Here is a 20,460-nt window from a genome sequence, read left to right as displayed (position 1 = left end):
CGCAAAAACTATAAGTAAAAACAGGGGATAATATGGATTTTTCAATGGAAAGTTTTTCAATGATGGACTTTAATTACTTTGATGTCACCATCTCAGCCATTATACTGATACTGGGGATCAAAGGTTTTATGCAGGGTTTTATCAAAGAACTATTCGGTCTTTTAGGTCTGGTAGGCGGGGTCTACTTCGCCTCCAGACTTTCTGATAAAGCTGCAACATTTATTGATACGAACTTTTTACCTTTAGAGAATGCATCCCTCCTTAAACTTATCGGTTTCCTTGCCATTTTGATCATTATTTGGGTGAGTGCTACCATTCTTGGTACGATATTTTCCAAACTGACCAGTGAAAGCGGTTTAGGTTTTCTCAATCGTCTTTTTGGTTTTATCGCAGGAGGGGGGAAGTATTTCCTTATTTTTGCGTTGATCGTCACTGCGTTATCCAATGTCACACTGATCAAAGATAATTTGGAAAAGTACATCAATGATTCTGTACTCTATCCGTATCTCAGGGCCACAGGTTCGTACCTTATCAACCTGGATACCTCTGATCTGGGGCTGACTGTTTCTGATACAAAAGAGGTCGCTGCTCCGGTCGAAATGAATGTTTCAGTTGAGACAAACGCTTCGATCATCGAAACCAATAGTACGAATACTACTATAGAAAACCAAGGGTCCATATGATTGAATATCCTCTACTTTTAGAAAAGTTCCAAACACTTTTGAAGGAAAACGCACTGAAGTTCACAAAACAACGAGAGCTTGTTTTGAAGTTCCTTTACGAAAACAACGGACACTTTACGCCTGAGGATATCTATACCCTACTGAAAGAGCAACACCCCGATGTCAATATCGGTATTGCAACTGTCTACCGTACACTTGCTTTACTGGAATCATCAGAGATCGCCAGTTCTATCTCTTTTGGTGTACAGGGCAAAAAATATGAACTTGGTCTTAAAAAACATCATGACCATCTTATCTGTACAAAATGTGGTAAGATTATAGAATTTTACGACGAAACCATTGAAGAGAGACAAGAAGCGATAGCAAAAAAATTCAACTTTCAAATGACAGACCATACGATGAAGATCACCGGTCTTTGTGAGAAGTGCCAATAACCGGACTGAACACGCTCATACATTACAATCAATCGTGAGAGATTGCTTGAAAAGCAGCCTCAACATCAAAATACTCCATAGGGCTTGACCCTATAGAGATGCAATAACCAGATCAACAACAGGAGAGAGCTTGATATTTGAAAATCAATATATCCAAGAACGAATCAAAAAAACAGAAAAACTAAGAGAAGAAGGTATCAATCCTTACCCTAACCAGATACAAAAAGGAACTCCTTCAACACAGTTTTTAGAAGAGTGTGCTGATATCCAAGAGCAGAAAAGTGATGAAAAAAAAGATGAGAACAGAACCTACTCACTGACAGGACGGCTCAAGTTTATCCGTATCATGGGGAAAGCTGCCTTTGCAAAGATAGAAGATGCCCATGGTTTGGTGCAGATCTATTACAATAGAGATGAACTTCCGGAAGGTTTTTATAACAATGTGGCAAAGAAACTCTTTGAGGTCGGAGATATCATCGAAGCAACAGGATACCCTTTTGTGACACAGACAGGTGAGCTTACACTTCACTGTAAAGAGATGAAGATCATTTCCAAAGCGATCTCTCCACTGCCTGAAAAGTTCCATGGACTGCAAGACCAGGAGCTCAGATACAGACAACGTTACCTTGATATGATCATGAATCCCGGAGTCAAAGAGAACTTTGTGATGAGATCCAAGATCGTTTCGATGGTAAGAAGATTCTTTGAAGATAAAGAGTTCCTGGAAGTAGAAACACCTATGATGCACCCTATCCCTGGCGGTGCCAATGCAAAACCGTTCATCACGCACCACAATGCGCTGGATGTAGAGCGTTATCTGCGTATCGCACCTGAACTCTACCTCAAACGTCTTATTGTTGGCGGTATGGAAGCGGTGTTTGAGATCAACAGAAACTTCAGAAATGAAGGGATGGACCATACCCATAACCCTGAATTTACAATGATCGAGTTCTACTGGGCCTATAAAACCTATATCGAACTGATGGAGATCACCGAAGAACTGTTTGACTATCTCTTTGACAACCTTGGCCTTGAGAGGAAGCTGCCTTACGGTGAACTGGAGATAGACTTTGCCACACCGTTTGCAAAAGTGCCGTATATCGAATCACTGACCACCATCGGTGGGGTACCCGCAGAGGTTGCCACAGATAAAGAGAAAGCATTGGCCTATCTCCAGGAACACAATGTCAAGGTTGATCCTAACCTTACCTTGGGTTATCTTCAGGCTGAACTCTTTGATGAATTTGTCGAAGGGAAACTCATCAACCCTACGTTCATTACAGATTTCCCTGTGGATATCTCACCGCTTGCAAGAAGAAGTGATGAGAACCCGGATATTGCAGAGCGTTTTGAGCTCTTTATGGCAGGTAAAGAGATCGCCAATGGTTTCTCTGAGCTGAATGACCCTATCGACCAGTATGAGAGATTTAAGGGGCAAGTGGATGCCAAAGAAGCGACCGGTGATGATGAGGCGATGCATATGGACACTGACTATGTGAAGGCACTGAGCTACGGTATGACACCAACAGCCGGTGAGGGTATCGGTATAGACAGACTTGTGATGATGCTGACCAACCAACACAGTATCCGTGATGTACTTCTGTTCCCGGCGATGAAACCGGAAGTCCCAAGAGAAGAGCTTGCACCGGTCTGTGCACCAGAAAGTAAATGTAAAAAGTGTGGAAACGAAAATCTCATTGAACTCAAACCTGCCAAAAAAGGCAAGGGTATGTTCTGTATAGATGTCGCTGCCTGTAAACAGAGAGTGCAAGAGAAGCAAAAGTAAAATTTGGATATAAATCCACCAATAAACCCAACAAAGGATACCTTATGAGTTATGCCATAGAAACATTTGACCCAGAGATTTTTGAAGCGATCGAAAATGAGAGAAAAAGACAAACAGATCACTTAGAGATGATCGCCAGCGAGAATTTTACCATTCCTGCTGTAATGGAAGCAATGGGTTCTGTGTTCACAAACAAGTATGCTGAAGGATACCCATATAAAAGATATTATGGCGGATGTGAATTTGCTGATACCGTAGAGCAGCTTGCTATCGACAGAGCATGTGAGCTTTTTGAGTGTAACTATGCGAATGTGCAACCGCATTCAGGTTCTCAGGCAAATGGCGCTGTCTATGCAGCACTGCTTAAAGCCGGAGAGAAGATACTCGGGATGGACCTAAGCCACGGTGGTCACTTGACACATGGTTCCAAGCCAAGTTTTTCCGGTAAGAACTACTCTTCTTTCACTTACGGTGTAGAGCTTGACGGTCGTATCAACTATGACAGAGTACTCGAGATCGCTAAGATCGTACAGCCTAAGATCATCGTATGTGGAGCTTCTGCGTATGCAAGAGAGATAGACTTTAAAAAATTCAGAGAGATCGCTGATGAAGTGGGGGCTATCCTTTTTGCAGATATCGCACACATTGCAGGATTGGTATGTGCAGGTGAACACCCTAGTCCATTCCCATATGCGGATGTAGTCACAACAACAACACATAAAACACTTGCAGGACCTCGTGGCGGTATGATCATGACAAATGATGAGGAGATAGCCAAAAAGATCAATTCAGCGATCTTCCCTGGACTCCAGGGCGGGCCCCTTGTCCATGTGGTTGCTGCAAAAGCAGTAGGTTTCAAACACAACCTCAGTGATGCATGGAAAGTCTATGCAAAACAGGTCAAAGCCAATGCAGCAGTACTTGCAAATGTTCTCATGGAAAGAGGCTATGATGTCGTATCTGGCGGTACTGACAACCACCTGGTACTGGTTTCATTCCTGAACAAAGATTTCTCCGGTAAAGATGCAGATGCGGCACTAGGTGCAGCAGGTATCACCGTCAACAAAAACACTGTCCCTGGTGAGACAAGAAGCCCGTTTGTGACTTCAGGTGTACGTATCGGTTCTCCTGCCCTGACAAGCAGAGGGATGAAAGAGAAAGAGTTTGAGCTCATCGCAAACAAGATCGCTGATGTACTTGACAATATCAATGATGCTGCCCTGCATGCAACGATCAAAGAAGAGATGAGAGTACTGGCACAAGATTTTGTGATCTATGACAAACCTATCTACTAAGGTGAGACAATAAAAGTTTTTGATTTAGATCTTTTTGATGACCATTATTACATTAAAAGGAATACGATTGTTGAACAGATACAGTTCAGCAATCGTACCTTTTATGCCAAATTTGAACGCATCAATGAACCACTGACACCTCTGCTGTTAGAGCAGCACCAAAATAGGCAATTTACAATAGCCGCACCCTTACTGAAAGAGAACCGTACCAATTACCTTGTGATCGAATACAAAGGAGATGAACACAAAAGGTTTCATCATCTTATTCAGCATCTCTTTAAAACACTCGATATCACTGGCTATCATATCTATCAAGGTAAAGATATTGAACGACTGCAGGTATTTATAAGGGTGGAACACTTACCATTGGAAGAGGCGGATGCACAACTTCAGATACTTTCAAATGCGCTCAAGGAAAAAATGACAAAAAAGTGGAAATGTTTACCTTCGATTACACTGCCCGAAGCATACAATATCGTCACACTTCCCTATAATAGACTCTAACATTTAAATAATATATATAAATATGATATAATCAATACAAAAATTATATCTGGAGACCCTCCCCCTATGCATGATCACAATCTTGATGACCTCATTATCGATAATATCGAACCTAAAAACAGTAAAACCAAAAGCTTTTTAACCATTATCGCACTACTGATCGTTGTATTGATAGTGGCTATTATCCTCACAAAGATCCTACTTAAAACACCTGATGGAAACAGGCTTGCTTATGAAGAGAATATGACAGAGCTGATAGCTCCAGAGCTTCAGTTAAAAGAGACTGCTGCGTCAGAAGAGCTCAAAAAAGAACCATCACTTTCAAACATGATCGAGAGCCAACCTCAAACACCGGTCGCTGATACACCAAAAGAGACCGTTGAAGCGTCGACTGTAGTGGTTCAAAAAGAACCTGTACTCTCAAATATAGAGGATCAAGAGATCAAAGCGCCTGTGTCAGAAACAAGCAACCAAAGCATGGGTCAAGAGCCTGTACTCACGATCAAAGAGAAAAAGGAAAAAGATGCTGCTGACATCGCCTATTGGGAAAAAATGCAAGAGAAGAGAAAGGCTGAAGAATTAGCCTACGAATCCATGAGTACTAACAAAACAACTGTGACGGTCAAAGAAGAAAAAACAAAAAAAGCACTCAAACCAAAAGCAATACAGACACCTAAGCCTGTGGTCACTACTGCGAAAAAGCCTGTTGCTTCCAAACCTGTACCTAAAACGGTTTCTACAGGAAGATACTATGTACAAGTAGGGGCCTATAGACAACAACCAAGCAGACGTTTTATATCGGTCATTCAAAACAATGGGTACAGATATATTATGACAAAACCTAATTCAAGAGGTATCAAAAGATTACTCATAGGGCCTTACAGCGATAGAGAATCCGTGAATCGTGTGCTCATGGATGTAAAAGACCGCATACATAAACAATCTTTTATAACAACAAGGTAGATAACCATGCATAAAACAATACTTTTTGATCAACTCACTCCTGTTGCACTCTATGGGAAAATAAAAGAGATTTTTCCCAAAGAAGTCACCATGCTTTTTGAGAGTGTTGTCAATACCAGTGATGGGAACTTCTCTTTTATCACTGTAGGTGCACAAGAGCGTCTCAGCTATAAAGACAAAACAACCGTCTATACCGATAAAGTCGGTCATAAAAAAACGTTAAAAGAAGACCCCTTCACTTTTTTAAAAACCTATTATAAAGGCCTGGAGCAGGCTGCCTACAAAGAAAAAGCTTTAGAACTCGGTTTCTCTTTTGTGGATGGATTTATCGGTTTTATCGCCTATGATATGGTCAAAGTATTTGAACCTGTACTGGAAGAGAGTATGGATGCACTGCTCGATCCATTGGATACACCTGACCTTGACCTGGTACGTCCAAAGATCATCATTGCCTATTCACACAAAAGTGCAAAACTCACGATCCTTTTAAATGATGACTCTATGAAAGAGGGAGTGCATGCGATTGAAAGTATCTTGACCAACGCATGTACCCCGATGCCTCTCAAACCGGTAGAACTTGAGGGGGAAGGCAGTTTCAGTATCGATGAAGAGCGTTTCAAGGAACTGGTTGTGGAGTCCAAAGAGAACATACGTTCGGGAGATATATTCCAGATACTTTTGGCCAACCGATATACACAAAAAGGGAAGATAGACCCCTTGAGTTTTTACAGGGTACTACGTTCCAAGAACCCGTCACCTTATCTTTTCTTGCTGGACTATGAAGATTTCTCTATCTGTGGTTCTTCACCCGAAGTGATGGTACGTCTGACAGACGGTGAGATACTTCTACGTCCTATCGCTGGGACGCGAAAAAGAGGTAAAAATAAAGCACGGGACAAAGAGTTGGAACTTGAGATGCTCAACGATCCCAAAGAGTGCGCAGAACACCTTATGCTCATAGACCTGGGACGGAATGATGTGGGTCGTGTGGCCAAGACAGGTACCGTGAAAGTGACGGATATGATGCGTGTAGAGAAATACTCTCATGTGATGCATATGGTATCGGATGTTGAAGCGATGCTGCAGGAGGATAAAGATATGTTTGACCTCTTTGCCGCCACATTTACTGCGGGGACCATGACAGGTGCCCCCAAGATAGAAGCCATGAAGCTCATCGCACAATATGAAGGGTTGAAACGTGGTTTCTACTCCGGCTCTGTCGGCTACTTCTCGTTTGACGGGAACATGGATTCAGCCATTGCCATACGTACTTCACTGATCAAACCTGACAGTATCACCCTGCAGGCCGGTGCCGGGGTGGTTGCAGATTCAAAACCGGAACTAGAATACCTGGAAGTGAAGAATAAACTGGGTGCACTCCTCTCCACACTGAAAGAGATGGAGAGTCTCTAAACATGGGCCAAATATTCCTATGAAACAGCTCTTTGCCATCTTTGGAAATCCGGTTTCCCACTCCAAATCCCCACTGATGCATAACCTCTCCTTCCAGGGCTTGCATGTTGACGGATGTTATGCACGCTATCTGCTTGAAGAGGGAAGTAAGCTCAAGGAAACCTTCTTTTCTCTCGGCCTCAAAGGTATCAACATTACTGTACCCCATAAAGAGCATGCCTATGCTGCCTGTGATGTATTGGACCCTTTTGCACAAAAAGTGGGTGCGGTCAATACGATCGTTGAAAAAGAAGGAAAACTCTATGGGTACAATACAGATGCACCGGGCTTTTTAAAAGCGATCTCGGAATTTGAACATATCAAGACAGTACTTTTTTTAGGCGCGGGAGGTACAGCTAAATCTACTTCGATCATCCTCAAAGAAGCAGGCTATGAAGTCACTATACTGAATCGAAGCGGAGGCAGGCTGACCTATTTCAAAGAGCATGGATTTGACACACATACGTTCGATGATTTTCAGCCAAAGCCTTATGACCTGGTCATCAATATGACCTCAGCCGGGCTTGAAGATGATGCACTCCCGGCTCCATCCGAGATACTGGAAAAGGTGATACCCTACGCAAAGGCCTGTGTCGATGTGATCTATGGGAAAGAGACCCCTTTTTTAAAACTTGCAAGGACATACAGAAAACCGACAAAAGACGGATCAGATATGCTGCTCTATCAGGGGATCATTGCTTTTGAGTATTTTACAGAGCATGCATTTGGCTTTGAAGAGATCAAATCGCATATGCGCAAAGCATTTATACTCTAGCATTCCGTTTGACTTTAATTAACCTTTAGTCATTAAAATAAGACTATACAGAGACACTATGAGGTAACCATGATAAATATTTTAATGATTGAAGATGATACAGAGTTTGCAGAATTGCTGACAGAGTATCTTGCACAATATGATATCAAAGTCACTAACTATGAAGACCCCTATCTCGGACTGAGTGCCGGTGTGAAGAAATATGATCTTCTTATCCTGGACCTTACACTGCCGGGTATGGATGGGCTGGAAGTCTGTAAAGAGGTCGTAGAGAAATATGATATTCCTATTATTATCTCATCTGCACGTTCGGACATCAATGATAAAGTAGAAGGTCTTGCACTTGGTGCAGACGACTACCTGCCTAAACCCTATGACCCCAAAGAGATGTATGCACGTATCACTTCACTTCTCAGACGTTACTCTAAATCAGAGCATAACAAAGTAGTCACACCTAAAAGTGATTTTGAACTCAAAGGAGACACCATCTATTTTAAAGGCGAAGCGCTCGCTTTGACACCTGCTGAATTTGAAGTCCTCTCTTTACTGGTAAAACATCAGGGCATGACACAATCACGCGAACAGATCATCAATACTTCCAGAGCGATGAGTATGGATTCACAAGGGAAAAGTCTGGATGTGATCATCTCAAAGATACGTACCAAACTGGGTGACAACAAGCGTATACAGGCCGTGCGTGGTGTAGGATATAAACTCGTATGATCATCACATCGTTACGCAGTAAAATAAGGCTGGTTTTTTCTGTGACACTGCTTTTGCTGGGGGCACTCTTTATCTTTTCCATCAAATATGATCATGCGATGATAGAAGAGAGGAATATTGCGCAAGAACAAGCCATTTCCCATTATCTCTATACCTATTATCTAAAATACGGAAAGATCGATGAGGCATACCTTGAGGCACAGAATGTTTCGCTTATTACCGACAAAGGCATGGTAGTTCAGATAGAACGTTTCTTCAAAGAGAAAGGGGAACTCAAACGTTATGCCGTAGACACTTTTCATTTAAAGCGTATTATTATTATCAACAATGATCGATTTAAACTCATACTGGAGAACAAGAATAAACCACAGTTCCCTCTTAAACGTGTACTTATTTTCGCCATTGTCTTTCTACTCATTATCCTTTTATATTTGTGGATCATGAAAAGTTTACAACCACTTTCTACGCTCAAAAGCCAGATCAAAACCTTCTCTAAAGGAAACCTGGATATAGAATGTAAAAGTGATAAAAAAGATGAAATAGCCGAGGTAGCAAATGAGTTTGATCATGCCGTCACCATGATACGTGAACTTCTTCACTCCCGTCAACTCTTTTTGCGTGCCATCATGCACGAGCTTAAAACACCTATAGCCAAAGGGCGTCTTGTAAGTGAAATGCTCGAGGATGAGAAAAATAAAGCCCGTATGCATAGTATCTTTGAGAGACTTAATCTTCTGATAGATGAATTTGCAAAGATCGAACAGATCACTTCTAAGAACTTTGAACTGACGATCAAACCTTACAAAATGAGTGACTTGCTTGAAGCCAGTGAAGATATGCTCATGATAGAAAATCCAAAACGTCTTATCACAACAAAAATTGAAAAAGATTATACTGTATCTGTTGATTTTGAACTTTTCACTCTCGTGATCAAGAACCTGCTGGATAACGGTATAAAGTACAGTACCGATAAGCATATTACCGTGTTGATCGATGGCAACAGACTGAAAGTCATCAACAAAGGCGAAGCGTTACCTGAGCCATTAGAAAATTATTTCAAACCTTTCCATGCCTCTAAAAAAGGGTTAGGGTTAGGACTGTATATTGTAAAGAGTATTTTGGATATTCATCAAATGGAGTTACACTATCAGCATGAAGATGGAGAAAATATCTTCACGCTGGCATAGATCATTCAGATTCTCCGTCTGTATGTGAAAGCATAAATGCAAGCTCCAGGGCTTGGGATGCATTCAGTCTTGGGTCGCACTGTGTATGGTAGCGGCTTGCAAGACCTTCTGCGGTAATCGCACAAGAGGTACTACCTGTACATTCGGTGACATCATTTCCTGTCATCTCCAAATGGATACCTGCAGCGACAGTTCCCATCTCTTTATGTATAGCAACAAACTGTTTAACTTCTGAGAGTATGTTATCAAAATCTCTGGTTTTAAACCCGGTCGAACTCTTTTCAACATTCCCATGCATAGGGTCACAGGACCATACGACATTTTTCCCTTCATCTCTTACACGTTTAAGCAGTTTAGGGAAATACTCTCTGATCTTACTGGCACCCATACGAACGATAAGGTTCAATCTTCCCTCTTCGTTATCCGGGTTCAATGCATCAATCAGTTCAATGAGTTCATCTTCTTCCATCGTTGGACCGACTTTACAGCCAATAGGGTTTTTGATCCCTCTGAAGTACTCGATATGTGCTTCATTCAGATCTCTTGTTCTGTCACCGATCCATAGCATATGGGCTGAGCAGTCGTACCATTCACCTGTCTCAGAGTCCAGTCTTGTCAATGCCTCTTCATAGTTGAGAAGCAGTGCTTCATGTGATGTGTAGAGTGTGGTTTGGTGCAGTTGAGGCATCGTCTCACTGTTAAGCCCGCATGCTGCCATAAACTTCATCGCATGATCGATTTTGGTACTGAGTTCATCATAACGCTTACCAAGCGGATTGTCTTTAATAAACTCAAGGTTCCATTGGTGCACTTTGGTAAGGTCTGCCAAACCACCTCTTGCAAAAGCACGCACAAGATTCAGTGTCGCTGCAGACTGATTATAGGCTTTGAGCATATTTTTAGGGTTCGGTACCCTTGCCGCTTCATTAAACTCGATACCATTGATAATATCACCACGGTAACTTGGTAAACTTACGCCATCGATCTCTTCAAAATCAGACGATCTTGGTTTTGCAAACTGTCCCGCGATACGCCCTACTTTTACAACCGGTTTACCAGTACCATACATGAGAACCATATTCATCTGAAGCATCAGCCTAAAAAGGTTTTTTATATTTTTTGCATTAAAATCGGAAAAACTTTCTGCGCAATCTCCACCCTGAAGTAAAAATGCTTCCCCGCGTCCTGCTTTTGCAAGCTTCTCTTTCAAGTCTCTTGCTTCACCGGCAAAAATAAGTGGCGGGTAAGAACTTAATTCAGCTTCTACTTTTTTAAGAAGTTCCTGGTCTTGGTATGTTGGTTGTTGCTTTATGGGAAAATCTCTCCAACTGCTCGGTGTCCAACTCATAGTATATCCTTAAAATAAATTGGATGATTATAGCTAAAAAAAATGAAAAGAAGGAATCAAGTTATTCACAGGGGTGAAATAGAGGTGAATAACTTTACTTTATGATCAAGATAAGATTTACTTTTTCACAACAAATGTCACGAAATTAGCCCATTGAAATATCGTTTCAACGCTTTTAAATCCTGCATCTCTACACATTTGTATATTCTCTTTGATCGTAAAAGGAATCAAGACATTTTCCAGTGCTTCGCGCTTTTGTGCGATCTCATATTCACTGTATCCCTGCCCTTTTTTATACTCATAATAGATATCTATAAGCTCCTTGTCAAGCTTCTTGTCTTCAAAAACCACTTTCTCGGAAAAAATGAACAATCCCTCCTCATTCAACCCTTTATAAAGCTTCTTGACAAGTTCAACACGCTGCATAGGCCGAATGAACTGTAAGGTATAGTTTGCCACTATGATATCTTCGTTTTCGTAGTCATACGTCAACATATCGGCCAATTCCAGCTCTATGCTCGCACCGAAAGCCTGACATTTCTGCTCTGCCCTGTCCAGCATTGCCTGTGAATTATCCAGACCTTTGAGTTGCATCTTGACATCCATTTTACTGTGAAGGTCGAGCAGGAACTTTGCTGTAGACGAACCAAGATCCAGTACTTTTTTCCCCTCTTCCTGTTCTGCAAGTATCAAAGAGATGATCAGCTTGCGTACCTCATCATAAAAAGGGACCGAACGGCTTAACATATCATCAAAAACAGACGCGACGGCTTCATCGAATTCAAATTTTTTTTCTATAGGCTTATTAAACACTTTATCTTGCATCATTTTTTCTTTACATTTTATTTTTATCATTATATTCAAAGAGTATACTAAATAAGTTGAAGTATTAAATTTGCTGATCTCATGTTTTTTCATGAAAATCAAAGCTTTTTCTATTAGAATTAGAATAAGGGATTAGAATTGGAAATATGGAAAAATTAATTATACTTATTGTAGATGATGACAAAACAACTACCTCTATACTTAACCATATGTTATATGGGTATACAGATAATATTCTCACGGCATCCAATGGACTAGAGGGACTTGAACTCTATCAGGAACATCGACCGGATATTATCCTCTCTGATATCAATATGCCGCATATGAACGGCCTGGAGATGGTTGAGCAGATAAGAAAAAAAGATGAACATGTGAAGATAGCCATCTTTACAGACTTCGAAGAACGTGATATTCTTCTTAGAGCGATCGAGCTTGGAGTGAATCAGTTCCTTTCCAAGCCGTTTGCTTCTAAAAGCTTTTCCAAGACCATACAAAGCCTGTATGATGATGTCATAGAGAAAAGATATAGTAACAGAGAGATTCAACGACAGCAGAACATCCTTCATGCCATCAATGAAATGTCCCATAATTTTTTACAACAATCAGACTGGATGCAAGCACTCAAACAAGAGATGCAGAACCTTAAAGAAGCTTCTGACATGTCATCCATATTTATCTACCAAAATGATCAGGATGAAAATAACCTCTCAGCACATAAACTTCTCTACATCAACGATAACCCTGAAGCGAAAAGTAAAAAACGTATCCACTACCGCAAACACTATGTCATGCGATGGAAGAACCAATTAGAGAAGAACCTGCCTATCAATGGAAGCAGAGAAGATTATGACAACTCAAAAAAGAAACTCCTGGACCTCTTTAAGATCAATTCTCTTCTGATATTGCCTATCTTTGTACAGGATAAATGGTGGGGATTCCTGGGTATCGGGGATGAACACAAACAAACACTCGAATCCACCAATGTCGAAATGCTCAGTACTGCTGCCTCCATTATCGGTGCAGCTATCAACAACAGAAACAACCTCAGGTCACTTGAAATGTCTTCAGCGGTCTATGAACATACCATGGATGGCGTTTTGATCACAGACAGCCATAACCGTATTTTGCATGTGAATGATGCATTTATTGACATTACAGGCTATTCACTCGAAAATGTCGTAGGCAAAGATCCCAAGATCCTCAAATCCGGAAAACACGATAAACACTTTTACCAAAAAATATGGAACCAATTGTCTGTGAACGGATATTGGCAGGGAGAGATCACCAATCGTAAAAAAAACGGTGAGATCTATATCGAGTGGCTCAGTATCAATACGATCAAAAATGCTCAGGGTAAGATCGAAAACTTTATAGGTATCTTTTCCGATGTCACACACCAGCGAAAAGATGCGCATGACCACGCTTACTTGGCCACGCATGATCCCCTTACCGGTCTTTCCAACCGGCTTTTGTTCAACGACAGGTTGGAACATGCGATCAACCATGCAGACAGGTTCAATAAATGTATCAGTCTCATATTCTGTGACCTGGACAATTTTAAGCCGATTAATGATACCTTTGGTCATACCATAGGTGATGAGATACTCAAAAGAGTAGGAAGTTCGCTTCAAGGGATCTTAAGAAAAGAGGATACCGTGTGTCGTTTCGGTGGGGATGAATTTGTCATCCTTCTTGAAGAGCTGCACAGTTTTGAGTATCTGAACGACATTTTACACAGGATCAATGCACTGACACAAACACCTTACGTCATCGAAGGAAATACGATATCCATAGGTATGAGTATCGGTGCTTCGATCTACCCGGATGACGGCGTAACACCGGAAGCCTTGATCAAATCTGCAGATGCAGCGATGTACAAAGCAAAGAACAATGGTAAAAACCGTATAGAGTACTCTCAGATAGATCCTGATCACTACTGTCTAAAAAAATACAAAGAGATAGGGGAAACAGACGTACACTACTCTACATAATCTATGGTAAAAGATGATCGGTCAAACCTCTCCTCTAGACCTTACTGGAGGATAATCTCTTTTTTGTGACCTCTATATCATCAAGAATTTGTGCTCTCAAGGCATCCAAACTTTTAAACTTTTGATTGATACGGAGAAAGTCCACAAATTCCAACGCGATCTCTCCACTGACTTCGCCGATCTCTTGTTCTAAGATATGTGTCTCTACTGCATAGGAGTCATCCGTGGTCACACGATGGCCTAAAAAGCTGACAGAGTCTAACCATTGTCCCTCAATACATGTGCGTGTTGCATAGACACCTTCCAATGGGAGCTGGTACTCTTTGACATCTAAATTGATCGTAGGGACCAACTCTTTTTTACCCAATCCCTGTCCCGGAACCACCCTGCCTTCTATATGATAGGTTCTGCCCAGCAATTGATTGGCCCGTGCGATCTTCCCCTCACGCAGATACGTTTTGATGATACGGGAGTGGACAGGTGTCTCACCAAGCGTGACCTGATCCACGATGGATATCTGTTTATCCGTCAGTGTTTTCATCATCTGCGCATTCCCTGCTTTATTTTTACCAAAATGAAAATCATACCCCACTACGATCGTTTCCAGTGCAGGGAAATCAGCTTCCAGAGTCTGAACAAATGCTTCAGGTGTCAATGATTTTATCTTATCAAAATGGTAAAAACAGCATACTTTGGAAGTAAAGAGCGAACGTTTATATCCTGGTGTCAGGTAACCGCTGTTTCTCTCTATGATCACCAATGCATCCACCTTATCTATGAGCGCCTGATGTCCAAGATGTATACCGTCAAATGAACCTATAGCGATACGCTTGATCTGATTAAGCAACGGCAACGCTACTTCTCACTTTTTCTAAAATGATAGAGATACTCTTGATTGCCCTCTTTGCCCTGGACCTGTGAAAGTGCCTGGTAATTCAGTTCCCATCCCAACTTTTCAGCCTGGGCTTCAAACGCCTCTTTTCGTCTGGCTATCGCATCAAGATCCTGTACCACACCTCTGCTGTCACGTTTTACATCCTTACCCACTTCAAACTGCGGTTTGTAAAGTATAATGATATCTGTACCCTTCTGGCTAAGCCTGTCTATATCATCCATGATCTGCAAGATAGAGATAAACGAGACATCACAGGTGATCAGTTCAAATGCATCATCACTTTGAAATTCACGTATATCTGTCTCTTCATGCAATGAAAGTGTTTCATTGTTGCGCAGCGAGATATGCAGCTGGTCTTTGCCTACATCCACACAGGAGAGACTTGCCACACCGTTTTCCAGTACGATCTGAGCGAACCCACCTGTACTCGATCCGATGTCCAACGCTTTTTTCCCTTGAAACGCCATGGGATGCTCAGCCAAAAAGTTCTCTAACTTACGGGCGGCACGGCTTACATAAAATTTCGTATCTTCCACTTCGACTATGCTGTTCTCATCTACTTTAGATGAAGCCTTGGCCTTCTTGCCATCTATAAGGACCTGTCCGGCCTTTATCGCATCATTTGCACGGTTACGGCTCTCAAAGTACCCCTCTTCTACCAAATATTTATCCAGTCTCACAGCATTTCCCTCATCTCTTCTTCTGTCAGTGTTTTCACTCCCAGACTCTCAGCCTTGGTCAACTTGGACCCTGCATCCTCACCATAGACCACATAGTCTGTCTTTTTACTCACAGAACCACTGACCTTGGCTCCCAGTTTCTCAAGCATCTCTTTGATAACCCCGCGGCTGACAGACATAGATCCGGTCAGTACGACCGTTTTACTTTTGAAAGGGTTCTCTTCTGCTTCGACTTTCTCTTCTACGGTAGGCTGGATCACTTCAAAAAGTTTGAGGACAAAATCATGGTTCACACGCATGAACTCAAGCAGTGAATTTGCCATCTCTTCACCGATACCGTCTATAGCCACTACCGCATCAAATTCAGCATCTACGATACCCAAACCAAACTCCAGTGCCAACGCTTTACTCGCTACTTCTCCGATATGCTCGATACCCATCGCATTGATCAGACGGTACAGCGGTACGCCTTTGGTTGCCTGGATAGCCCCTATAAGATTGTTGATCCGCTTCTCTTTAAAGCCTTCAAGGTGTTCAAGGTCTTCATACTTGATGAAATAAAGATCAAGGATATCTTTGATGATCCCCTCTTTGACGAGCAGTTCAACGATCTTGCCTCCCAACCCGTCGATATTCATACACCCTTTTCTCGCAAAGTGTATGATCGAGTTGATCACACGGTCAGGACAGTGAAGGTTCTGACATTTGATAAGCGTGCCCTCATCAAGCAGTTCACTGTGGCATGTAGGACACACTGTAGGACGTGTAACGATCATTTCATTTCCGTCTCTGCGATCTTCCAGGACTTTGATGATCTTCGGTATCACATCCCCGCTTCGTATGATGATGACAGCGTCACCGATATGGATATCCTTACGCTCGATCTCATCGAAGTTGTGTAGTGTGGCACGGCTTACCATCGCACCTTCAATGTTCACAGGTTCGATCTCTGCTACAGGTGTGACTACGCCCGTACGCCCCACCTGAAGTGTGATTGCATTGATCTTGGTGACTTTCTCGACTGCAGGGAACTTATAGGCACACATCCACTTGGGAAACTTCACCGTGTATCCAAGCTCCTCCTGTTTGGCGACTTCATCGACCTTGAGTACCATCCCGTCCATCATCATCGGTATCTCATCACGCTTCTCGATGAGCATACGGTAAAAGGCTTCTATCTCATCGATGCCCTGACAGTCCTGTGCAAACGGCGGCTCTAAAAAGCCCAAAGTATAGACATAGTCCATCTTCTCTGAAAGCTTTCGATGTGCCAGGCTGTTCTCACCAAGCCCCCACGGATAGAAGACCAGTCTTCTTTTAGCCGTAATGGAACTGTCAAGCTGTCGTAAACTTCCTGCTGCGGCATTACGCGGATTGGCAAAGAGAGTTTCACCCTCTTCAAGCCTCTCTGCATTGATCTTCTCAAAGTCACTCTTGCGTATCACCACTTCACCACGTATCTCGATACGTCCATCATAATCGATCGTAAGTGGTACAGAACGTATGGTCCGTACATTATCCGTTACCTCTTCACCGATCACACCATCTCCTCGGGTGATGGCACGCACAAGCTTTCCACCTTCATAAAGAAGGTTCATACTCGCACCGTCAAACTTGGGTTCACAGAAATACTCACACGCTCCTACATTCTTTTCAACACGCTCCAGCCACTCAACCACTTCACTGCGGTCAAAGACATCCTCCATACTCCACATGCGTTTGATATGTTTCGCTTTGGAAAACTCATCACGCACCACACCCCCTACACGTTTTGTAGGAGAATCTTCAGCCACATCTGCAGGGTTCTCCCTTTCATACTCCAACACTTCATGGTAAAGGCTGTCATACTCTTCATCTGTGGCGACAGGGTTATCTTCGACATAGTAGGCATGGGCCCATTTTTTAAGGAGTTGGATCTTTTTTTGATATTGTTCGTTTGTCATTTTTTATAGTTTACTTTCTCTTTTTTTCCGTCATACTTCGGCACGGTATGCAGGATATACACATCCATAAAAGCTTTTGCCCTTGCAAAATACTCTCTTGCTTTCATCCTGTAGGCAGTCATCGTACCCGGTATATCTTTGGCTATAAAACCTATGGCTTTCTGTCCTTTGGCTCTGGCGATGAACAACGCCCTTTCAAGGTGAAATTTCTGAGAGACGATTATATAGTCTTTTAGGTCAAAAATCGCTTCAGCTCTTACCACAGAATCGAGGGTTCTTAACCCAAAAGGATCCATGGTAATATAGCGGCGTGGCACCCCTGCTTTTATCAGATCTTTTTGCATCTTGCTGGTCTCATTATAATACTTGGTACTGTTGTCCCCGGAAACCACTATGGCTTTTACTTTTCCTGCCTTAAAAAGATCGACCGCAGCACGTATACGATAGGTATAAAAGTAGTTTTTCCCGCCACCGACCATATATTTGGCTGTACCTAATACCAAAGCAGCTTTTTTTACCGGGATTTTGTCGACCGTGTCATAGAGATTCGGCTCTGCCTGTTTTGAGACAGAGATATATATGACAATCAGGGCTGTCACTGCAAGCAGGACAGAACCGAGTGTCCATTTTAGTATACGTACCACGATCTTACTGCATCGCTCTCAAAACTGCCAAAGCCTGTTGATGCTCAGCCACATCATGACAACGTACGATCGAAGCCCCGTTCTCAACCGCTTTAAGGTGGATCGCCAAGGTACCCGGCAAACGTTGCTCCGGTGTGGAAGTGCTGATTTTGTCTATCATCCCTTTCCTGCTTGCACCCACCAGCACTTCACAGCCAAAGACTTTAAAGTGCGCCATGTTCCTGATCAACGTCAGATTGTGTTCCAAGGTTTTGCCAAAGCCTATCCCTACATCCAGAATGATGTTTTTTCTCTGAATCCCCAATGCTTCACATTGAGCGATACGCGCCTCAAAAAAATCACTGATCTCCACCATGACATCATCATAGTGTGGGTCACTCTGCATGGTCTTCGGCGTGCCTTTCATATGCATGATGCAAAGCCTGGCATCATATTTCACTGCAAGCTTGATAAGCGTATCATCACTCGCTCCCGTGATATCGTTGATCAGCGTGAATCCGCTCTGAAGCGCATACTCAACGACAACAGGGGTATAACTGTCTACAGAAAATGTTACCTGCTCATAGAGTTTTTCCGCTTTGATGATGTCGCAGACAGGTTTCATGCGTGCCAACTCCTCTTCTGCACTGACCTCATCTGCCCCCGGACGGGAAGAGACAGCGCCGATATCGATGATCGTTGCACCCTTGTCTATCATCTCTTTGATCTTTCTGATGGCATCTTCAGCCTTGAATCTGCTTCCCGAAAAGAAACTGTCATCGTTCGCATTGATCACACCCATGATCTGTGTAGGATAGGTTTTAGCGGAGAGAAATCTCTTCAGTTCCATAGCAACCGTTTTAAGTCCAAAAGGCTGTGCCAACTCTTTTCTAGAAAGGGTCTCCATATGTTTTCTCGTTCCCATAAGAATACAGTCATAAGTGGGTTTTTCACAGAGTATGACCCCTCCGGGCACAGCAAGTTCTGCGCCTATGCTGAGGGCATCTTGTTTGAGTATATTTGCAGCGGGAGTTTTAAGGTCTTTGATGAAAAAATGGAGAAGTTCCATCTTCTTTGCCATTATATCCACACCGCCACTCTCTACATTGAGTGCTTTAAGGGCTGCTTTTTTGTCTGTGATATGTCCAAGTTGATATATTTTCATGAGGCCCCTTTAGAGTCTTAATATATTTTACCGTTTTTTTCGAGCCAGAAGTTTCAAAAGTAGCGTATTCAGTACAAATGGTGGTGGGGATCCCACATCCAAAGCGATAAAGGCATTCGAAAATAGATTTAACGTTTTTTCATCCAGATAATAGGCCTGTGAATGGATAGCCTCTTTGCTGATACGTTCCACAAGTGTTTTCATTGCTTTGGCATCTGTACGTTTATGGGTCTGTACAAACCCATAGACCGTAGCCAAAGAGAGTTGTGCTACATCCAGTTCCAACGCTTCCTCTTCTACATACGAAGCACATACCGTGATAGGCAAACGTGAACGGATCGTATCCAGGATCGTCGCTTTATTCGGTGTAATGAGAACAAACTCTGTTCTGGGCGGGGGTTCTTCTATCACTTTTAAAAGTTTGTTCTGTACCACTGGAGAGAACGTTTTTGCCGCAAGTATGATGACAGTGGTCTCATCGCTGGCCATATGCGCCTTTTCTATCGCCAGTTTTGCATCTTCGACTAAAAAATTATCTTCTTTGATGATCTTTACAAAACGTTCATTTTGCTGCAGTCCTTCGAGCTGGATCACCGTGTCATCGATATCGCTGCTGATGATCACTTGGCTAACTAGTCTCATGACTCTAGATCTAGGTCCCCGAAAAGTGCTGCTGAGAGTGTATTGTCAAAAAGCTTGTAGAGCTGTAGGAGTTTAATATCCAGTAAAGGATCCGAACTACGGAAGGCAAAACTGTCTTGGACCTCTTCATCCATGACCCACAAAAAACTGTTTTCATTTCTGTAGGCGAGTTTTGTCAAAGGGTGGTCTCCCTTGCCGATATACCAGATATAATAACCGTTAGGATAAGAGATCTCCAGCATATCTTCAAGCAGTTGCAGATCTTGTGTCGATTTCATCGCATGAAGATGCGGGAAGCAGCTCAATAAAGCATAAAAAGGGAGAAGCGGCCTGTTCTTTTTCAGATCATTGATATGATTCAAGATATATTTAGCAAACCACTCATGGGATTCATCCGTAATGATCAGTGCTGTTTTTCCTTCAATACTCTGTGAAACTGCACTTTTGGCTAAAGGTGCCCACTCATAACGGTACTCTTCCATCCATGAGAAAGAGGACTCCTCTTCACGAATGGTCTCCAGTGTCCACTTTAAAAGCTGCTGCATC

Annotated in this window: 20 protein-coding genes and 1 pseudogene; 12 read left to right on the top strand and 9 right to left on the bottom strand. The window is 42.4% G+C overall.

The genetic code is table 11. The features are described from left to right. Positions 1–32: 32 nt before the first annotated feature. The 11 genes and pseudogenes from LDM98_RS10090 to LDM98_RS10040 all read left to right on the top strand — a co-directional run bounded on the left by LDM98_RS10090 (position 33) and on the right by LDM98_RS10040 (position 9,802). Positions 33–683, top strand: coding sequence for a CvpA family protein (locus LDM98_RS10090; RefSeq protein WP_223899280.1), 651 nt, complete (start codon positions 33–35; stop codon positions 681–683). Continuing rightward, the gene (locus tag LDM98_RS10085) at positions 680–1,117 is read left to right on the top strand and encodes a Fur family transcriptional regulator (RefSeq protein WP_223899279.1); all 438 of its coding nucleotides are present in this window, start codon (positions 680–682) and stop codon (positions 1,115–1,117) included. Before LDM98_RS10090 ends, LDM98_RS10085 begins: the two co-directional genes overlap by 4 nt. 130 nt (positions 1,118–1,247) lie before the next feature. Then, positions 1,248–2,903 (top strand): lysine--tRNA ligase, encoded by a 1,656-nt coding sequence (gene lysS / locus LDM98_RS10080; protein WP_223899278.1) that lies wholly within the window; start codon positions 1,248–1,250, stop codon positions 2,901–2,903. Between the two features lie 44 nt (positions 2,904–2,947). Then, on the top strand, positions 2,948–4,198 hold the full coding sequence (locus LDM98_RS10075; protein ID WP_223899277.1) for a serine hydroxymethyltransferase: 1,251 nt from the start codon (positions 2,948–2,950) through the stop codon (positions 4,196–4,198). A 9-nt stretch (positions 4,199–4,207) separates the two neighbouring features. After that, positions 4,208–4,390 (top strand): annotated as a pseudogene (locus tag LDM98_RS11830) (DUF1882 domain-containing protein); the annotation flags it as partial. Between the two features lie 27 nt (positions 4,391–4,417). Beyond that, positions 4,418–4,702: a hypothetical protein gene (locus LDM98_RS10065; protein WP_223899276.1), complete on the top strand. Its 285-nt coding sequence runs from the start codon at positions 4,418–4,420 to the stop codon at positions 4,700–4,702. Positions 4,703–4,768: 66 nt separating this feature from the next. Further along, complete coding sequence (locus LDM98_RS10060) at positions 4,769–5,665, top strand: SPOR domain-containing protein (protein WP_223899275.1); 897 nt, start codon at positions 4,769–4,771, stop codon at positions 5,663–5,665. Positions 5,666–5,671: 6 nt separating this feature from the next. Further along, positions 5,672–7,078: an anthranilate synthase component I family protein gene (locus LDM98_RS10055; protein WP_223899274.1), complete on the top strand. Its 1,407-nt coding sequence runs from the start codon at positions 5,672–5,674 to the stop codon at positions 7,076–7,078. A gap of 19 nt (positions 7,079–7,097) precedes the next feature. Beyond that, positions 7,098–7,892 (top strand): shikimate dehydrogenase, encoded by a 795-nt coding sequence (locus LDM98_RS10050; RefSeq protein WP_223899273.1) that lies wholly within the window; start codon positions 7,098–7,100, stop codon positions 7,890–7,892. Between the two features lie 69 nt (positions 7,893–7,961). After that, positions 7,962–8,615 carry a response regulator transcription factor gene (locus LDM98_RS10045; protein ID WP_223899272.1) on the top strand — a complete coding sequence of 218 codons (654 nt, stop codon included), beginning with the start codon at positions 7,962–7,964 and terminating at the stop codon, positions 8,613–8,615. Continuing rightward, positions 8,612–9,802: an ArsS family sensor histidine kinase gene (locus LDM98_RS10040; protein ID WP_223899271.1), complete on the top strand. Its 1,191-nt coding sequence runs from the start codon at positions 8,612–8,614 to the stop codon at positions 9,800–9,802. The genes LDM98_RS10045 and LDM98_RS10040 overlap by 4 nt, the downstream gene beginning before the upstream one ends. A gap of 1 nt (position 9,803) precedes the next feature. Here the strand turns inward: LDM98_RS10040 and LDM98_RS10035 are convergent, their stop codons facing one another. Together LDM98_RS10035 and cmoA are read right to left on the bottom strand one after the other, a co-directional pair. Then, complete coding sequence (locus LDM98_RS10035) at positions 9,804–11,150, bottom strand: class II 3-deoxy-7-phosphoheptulonate synthase (RefSeq protein ID WP_223899270.1); 1,347 nt, start codon at positions 11,148–11,150, stop codon at positions 9,804–9,806. Positions 11,151–11,267: 117 nt separating this feature from the next. Further along, positions 11,268–11,975: a carboxy-S-adenosyl-L-methionine synthase CmoA gene (gene cmoA / locus LDM98_RS10030; RefSeq protein WP_223899269.1), complete on the bottom strand. Its 708-nt coding sequence runs from the start codon at positions 11,973–11,975 to the stop codon at positions 11,268–11,270. Between the two features lie 146 nt (positions 11,976–12,121). On the opposite strand from cmoA, the gene LDM98_RS10025 reads away from it, so the two are divergent. After that, positions 12,122–13,966, top strand: coding sequence for a diguanylate cyclase domain-containing protein (locus LDM98_RS10025; RefSeq protein WP_223899268.1), 1,845 nt, complete (start codon positions 12,122–12,124; stop codon positions 13,964–13,966). A gap of 34 nt (positions 13,967–14,000) precedes the next feature. Here LDM98_RS10025 and LDM98_RS10020 read toward each other — a convergent pair whose 3' ends face one another. The 7 genes from LDM98_RS10020 to LDM98_RS09990 are packed head-to-tail and all read right to left on the bottom strand — an operon-like array spanning position 14,001 to position 20,459. After that, positions 14,001–14,819, bottom strand: a complete 819-nt coding sequence (locus tag LDM98_RS10020) for a bifunctional riboflavin kinase/FAD synthetase (protein ID WP_223899267.1) — start codon at positions 14,817–14,819, stop codon at positions 14,001–14,003. Positions 14,820–14,821: 2 nt separating this feature from the next. Then, positions 14,822–15,541: a TlyA family RNA methyltransferase gene (locus LDM98_RS10015; RefSeq protein WP_223899266.1), complete on the bottom strand. Its 720-nt coding sequence runs from the start codon at positions 15,539–15,541 to the stop codon at positions 14,822–14,824. Next, positions 15,538–17,484, bottom strand: coding sequence for an NAD-dependent DNA ligase LigA (ligA, locus tag LDM98_RS10010; RefSeq protein ID WP_223899265.1), 1,947 nt, complete (start codon positions 17,482–17,484; stop codon positions 15,538–15,540). The genes LDM98_RS10015 and ligA overlap by 4 nt, the downstream gene beginning before the upstream one ends. After that, positions 17,481–18,128, bottom strand: coding sequence for a vancomycin high temperature exclusion protein (locus LDM98_RS10005; RefSeq protein ID WP_223899264.1), 648 nt, complete (start codon positions 18,126–18,128; stop codon positions 17,481–17,483). The genes ligA and LDM98_RS10005 overlap by 4 nt, the downstream gene beginning before the upstream one ends. 4 nt (positions 18,129–18,132) lie before the next feature. Further along, positions 18,133–19,272 carry a dihydropteroate synthase gene (gene folP, locus LDM98_RS10000; protein ID WP_223899263.1) on the bottom strand — a complete coding sequence of 380 codons (1,140 nt, stop codon included), beginning with the start codon at positions 19,270–19,272 and terminating at the stop codon, positions 18,133–18,135. 27 nt (positions 19,273–19,299) lie between these two features. Beyond that, the gene (locus LDM98_RS09995; RefSeq protein ID WP_223899262.1) at positions 19,300–19,914 is read right to left on the bottom strand and encodes a DNA polymerase III subunit delta'; all 615 of its coding nucleotides are present in this window, start codon (positions 19,912–19,914) and stop codon (positions 19,300–19,302) included. Continuing rightward, positions 19,911–20,459: a HobA family DNA replication regulator gene (locus LDM98_RS09990; protein WP_223899261.1), complete on the bottom strand. Its 549-nt coding sequence runs from the start codon at positions 20,457–20,459 to the stop codon at positions 19,911–19,913. Before LDM98_RS09990 ends, LDM98_RS09995 begins: the two co-directional genes overlap by 4 nt. Position 20,460: the final 1 nt, after the last annotated feature.

Origin of the sequence: Sulfurovum sp. TSL1, from assembly GCF_019972135.1 — a bacterium.
Lineage (GTDB): Bacteria > Campylobacterota > Campylobacteria > Campylobacterales > Sulfurovaceae > Sulfurovum.
The sequence above is the reverse complement of the archived record's forward strand: the minus strand, read 5'-3'. Positions and strand labels throughout refer to the sequence as shown.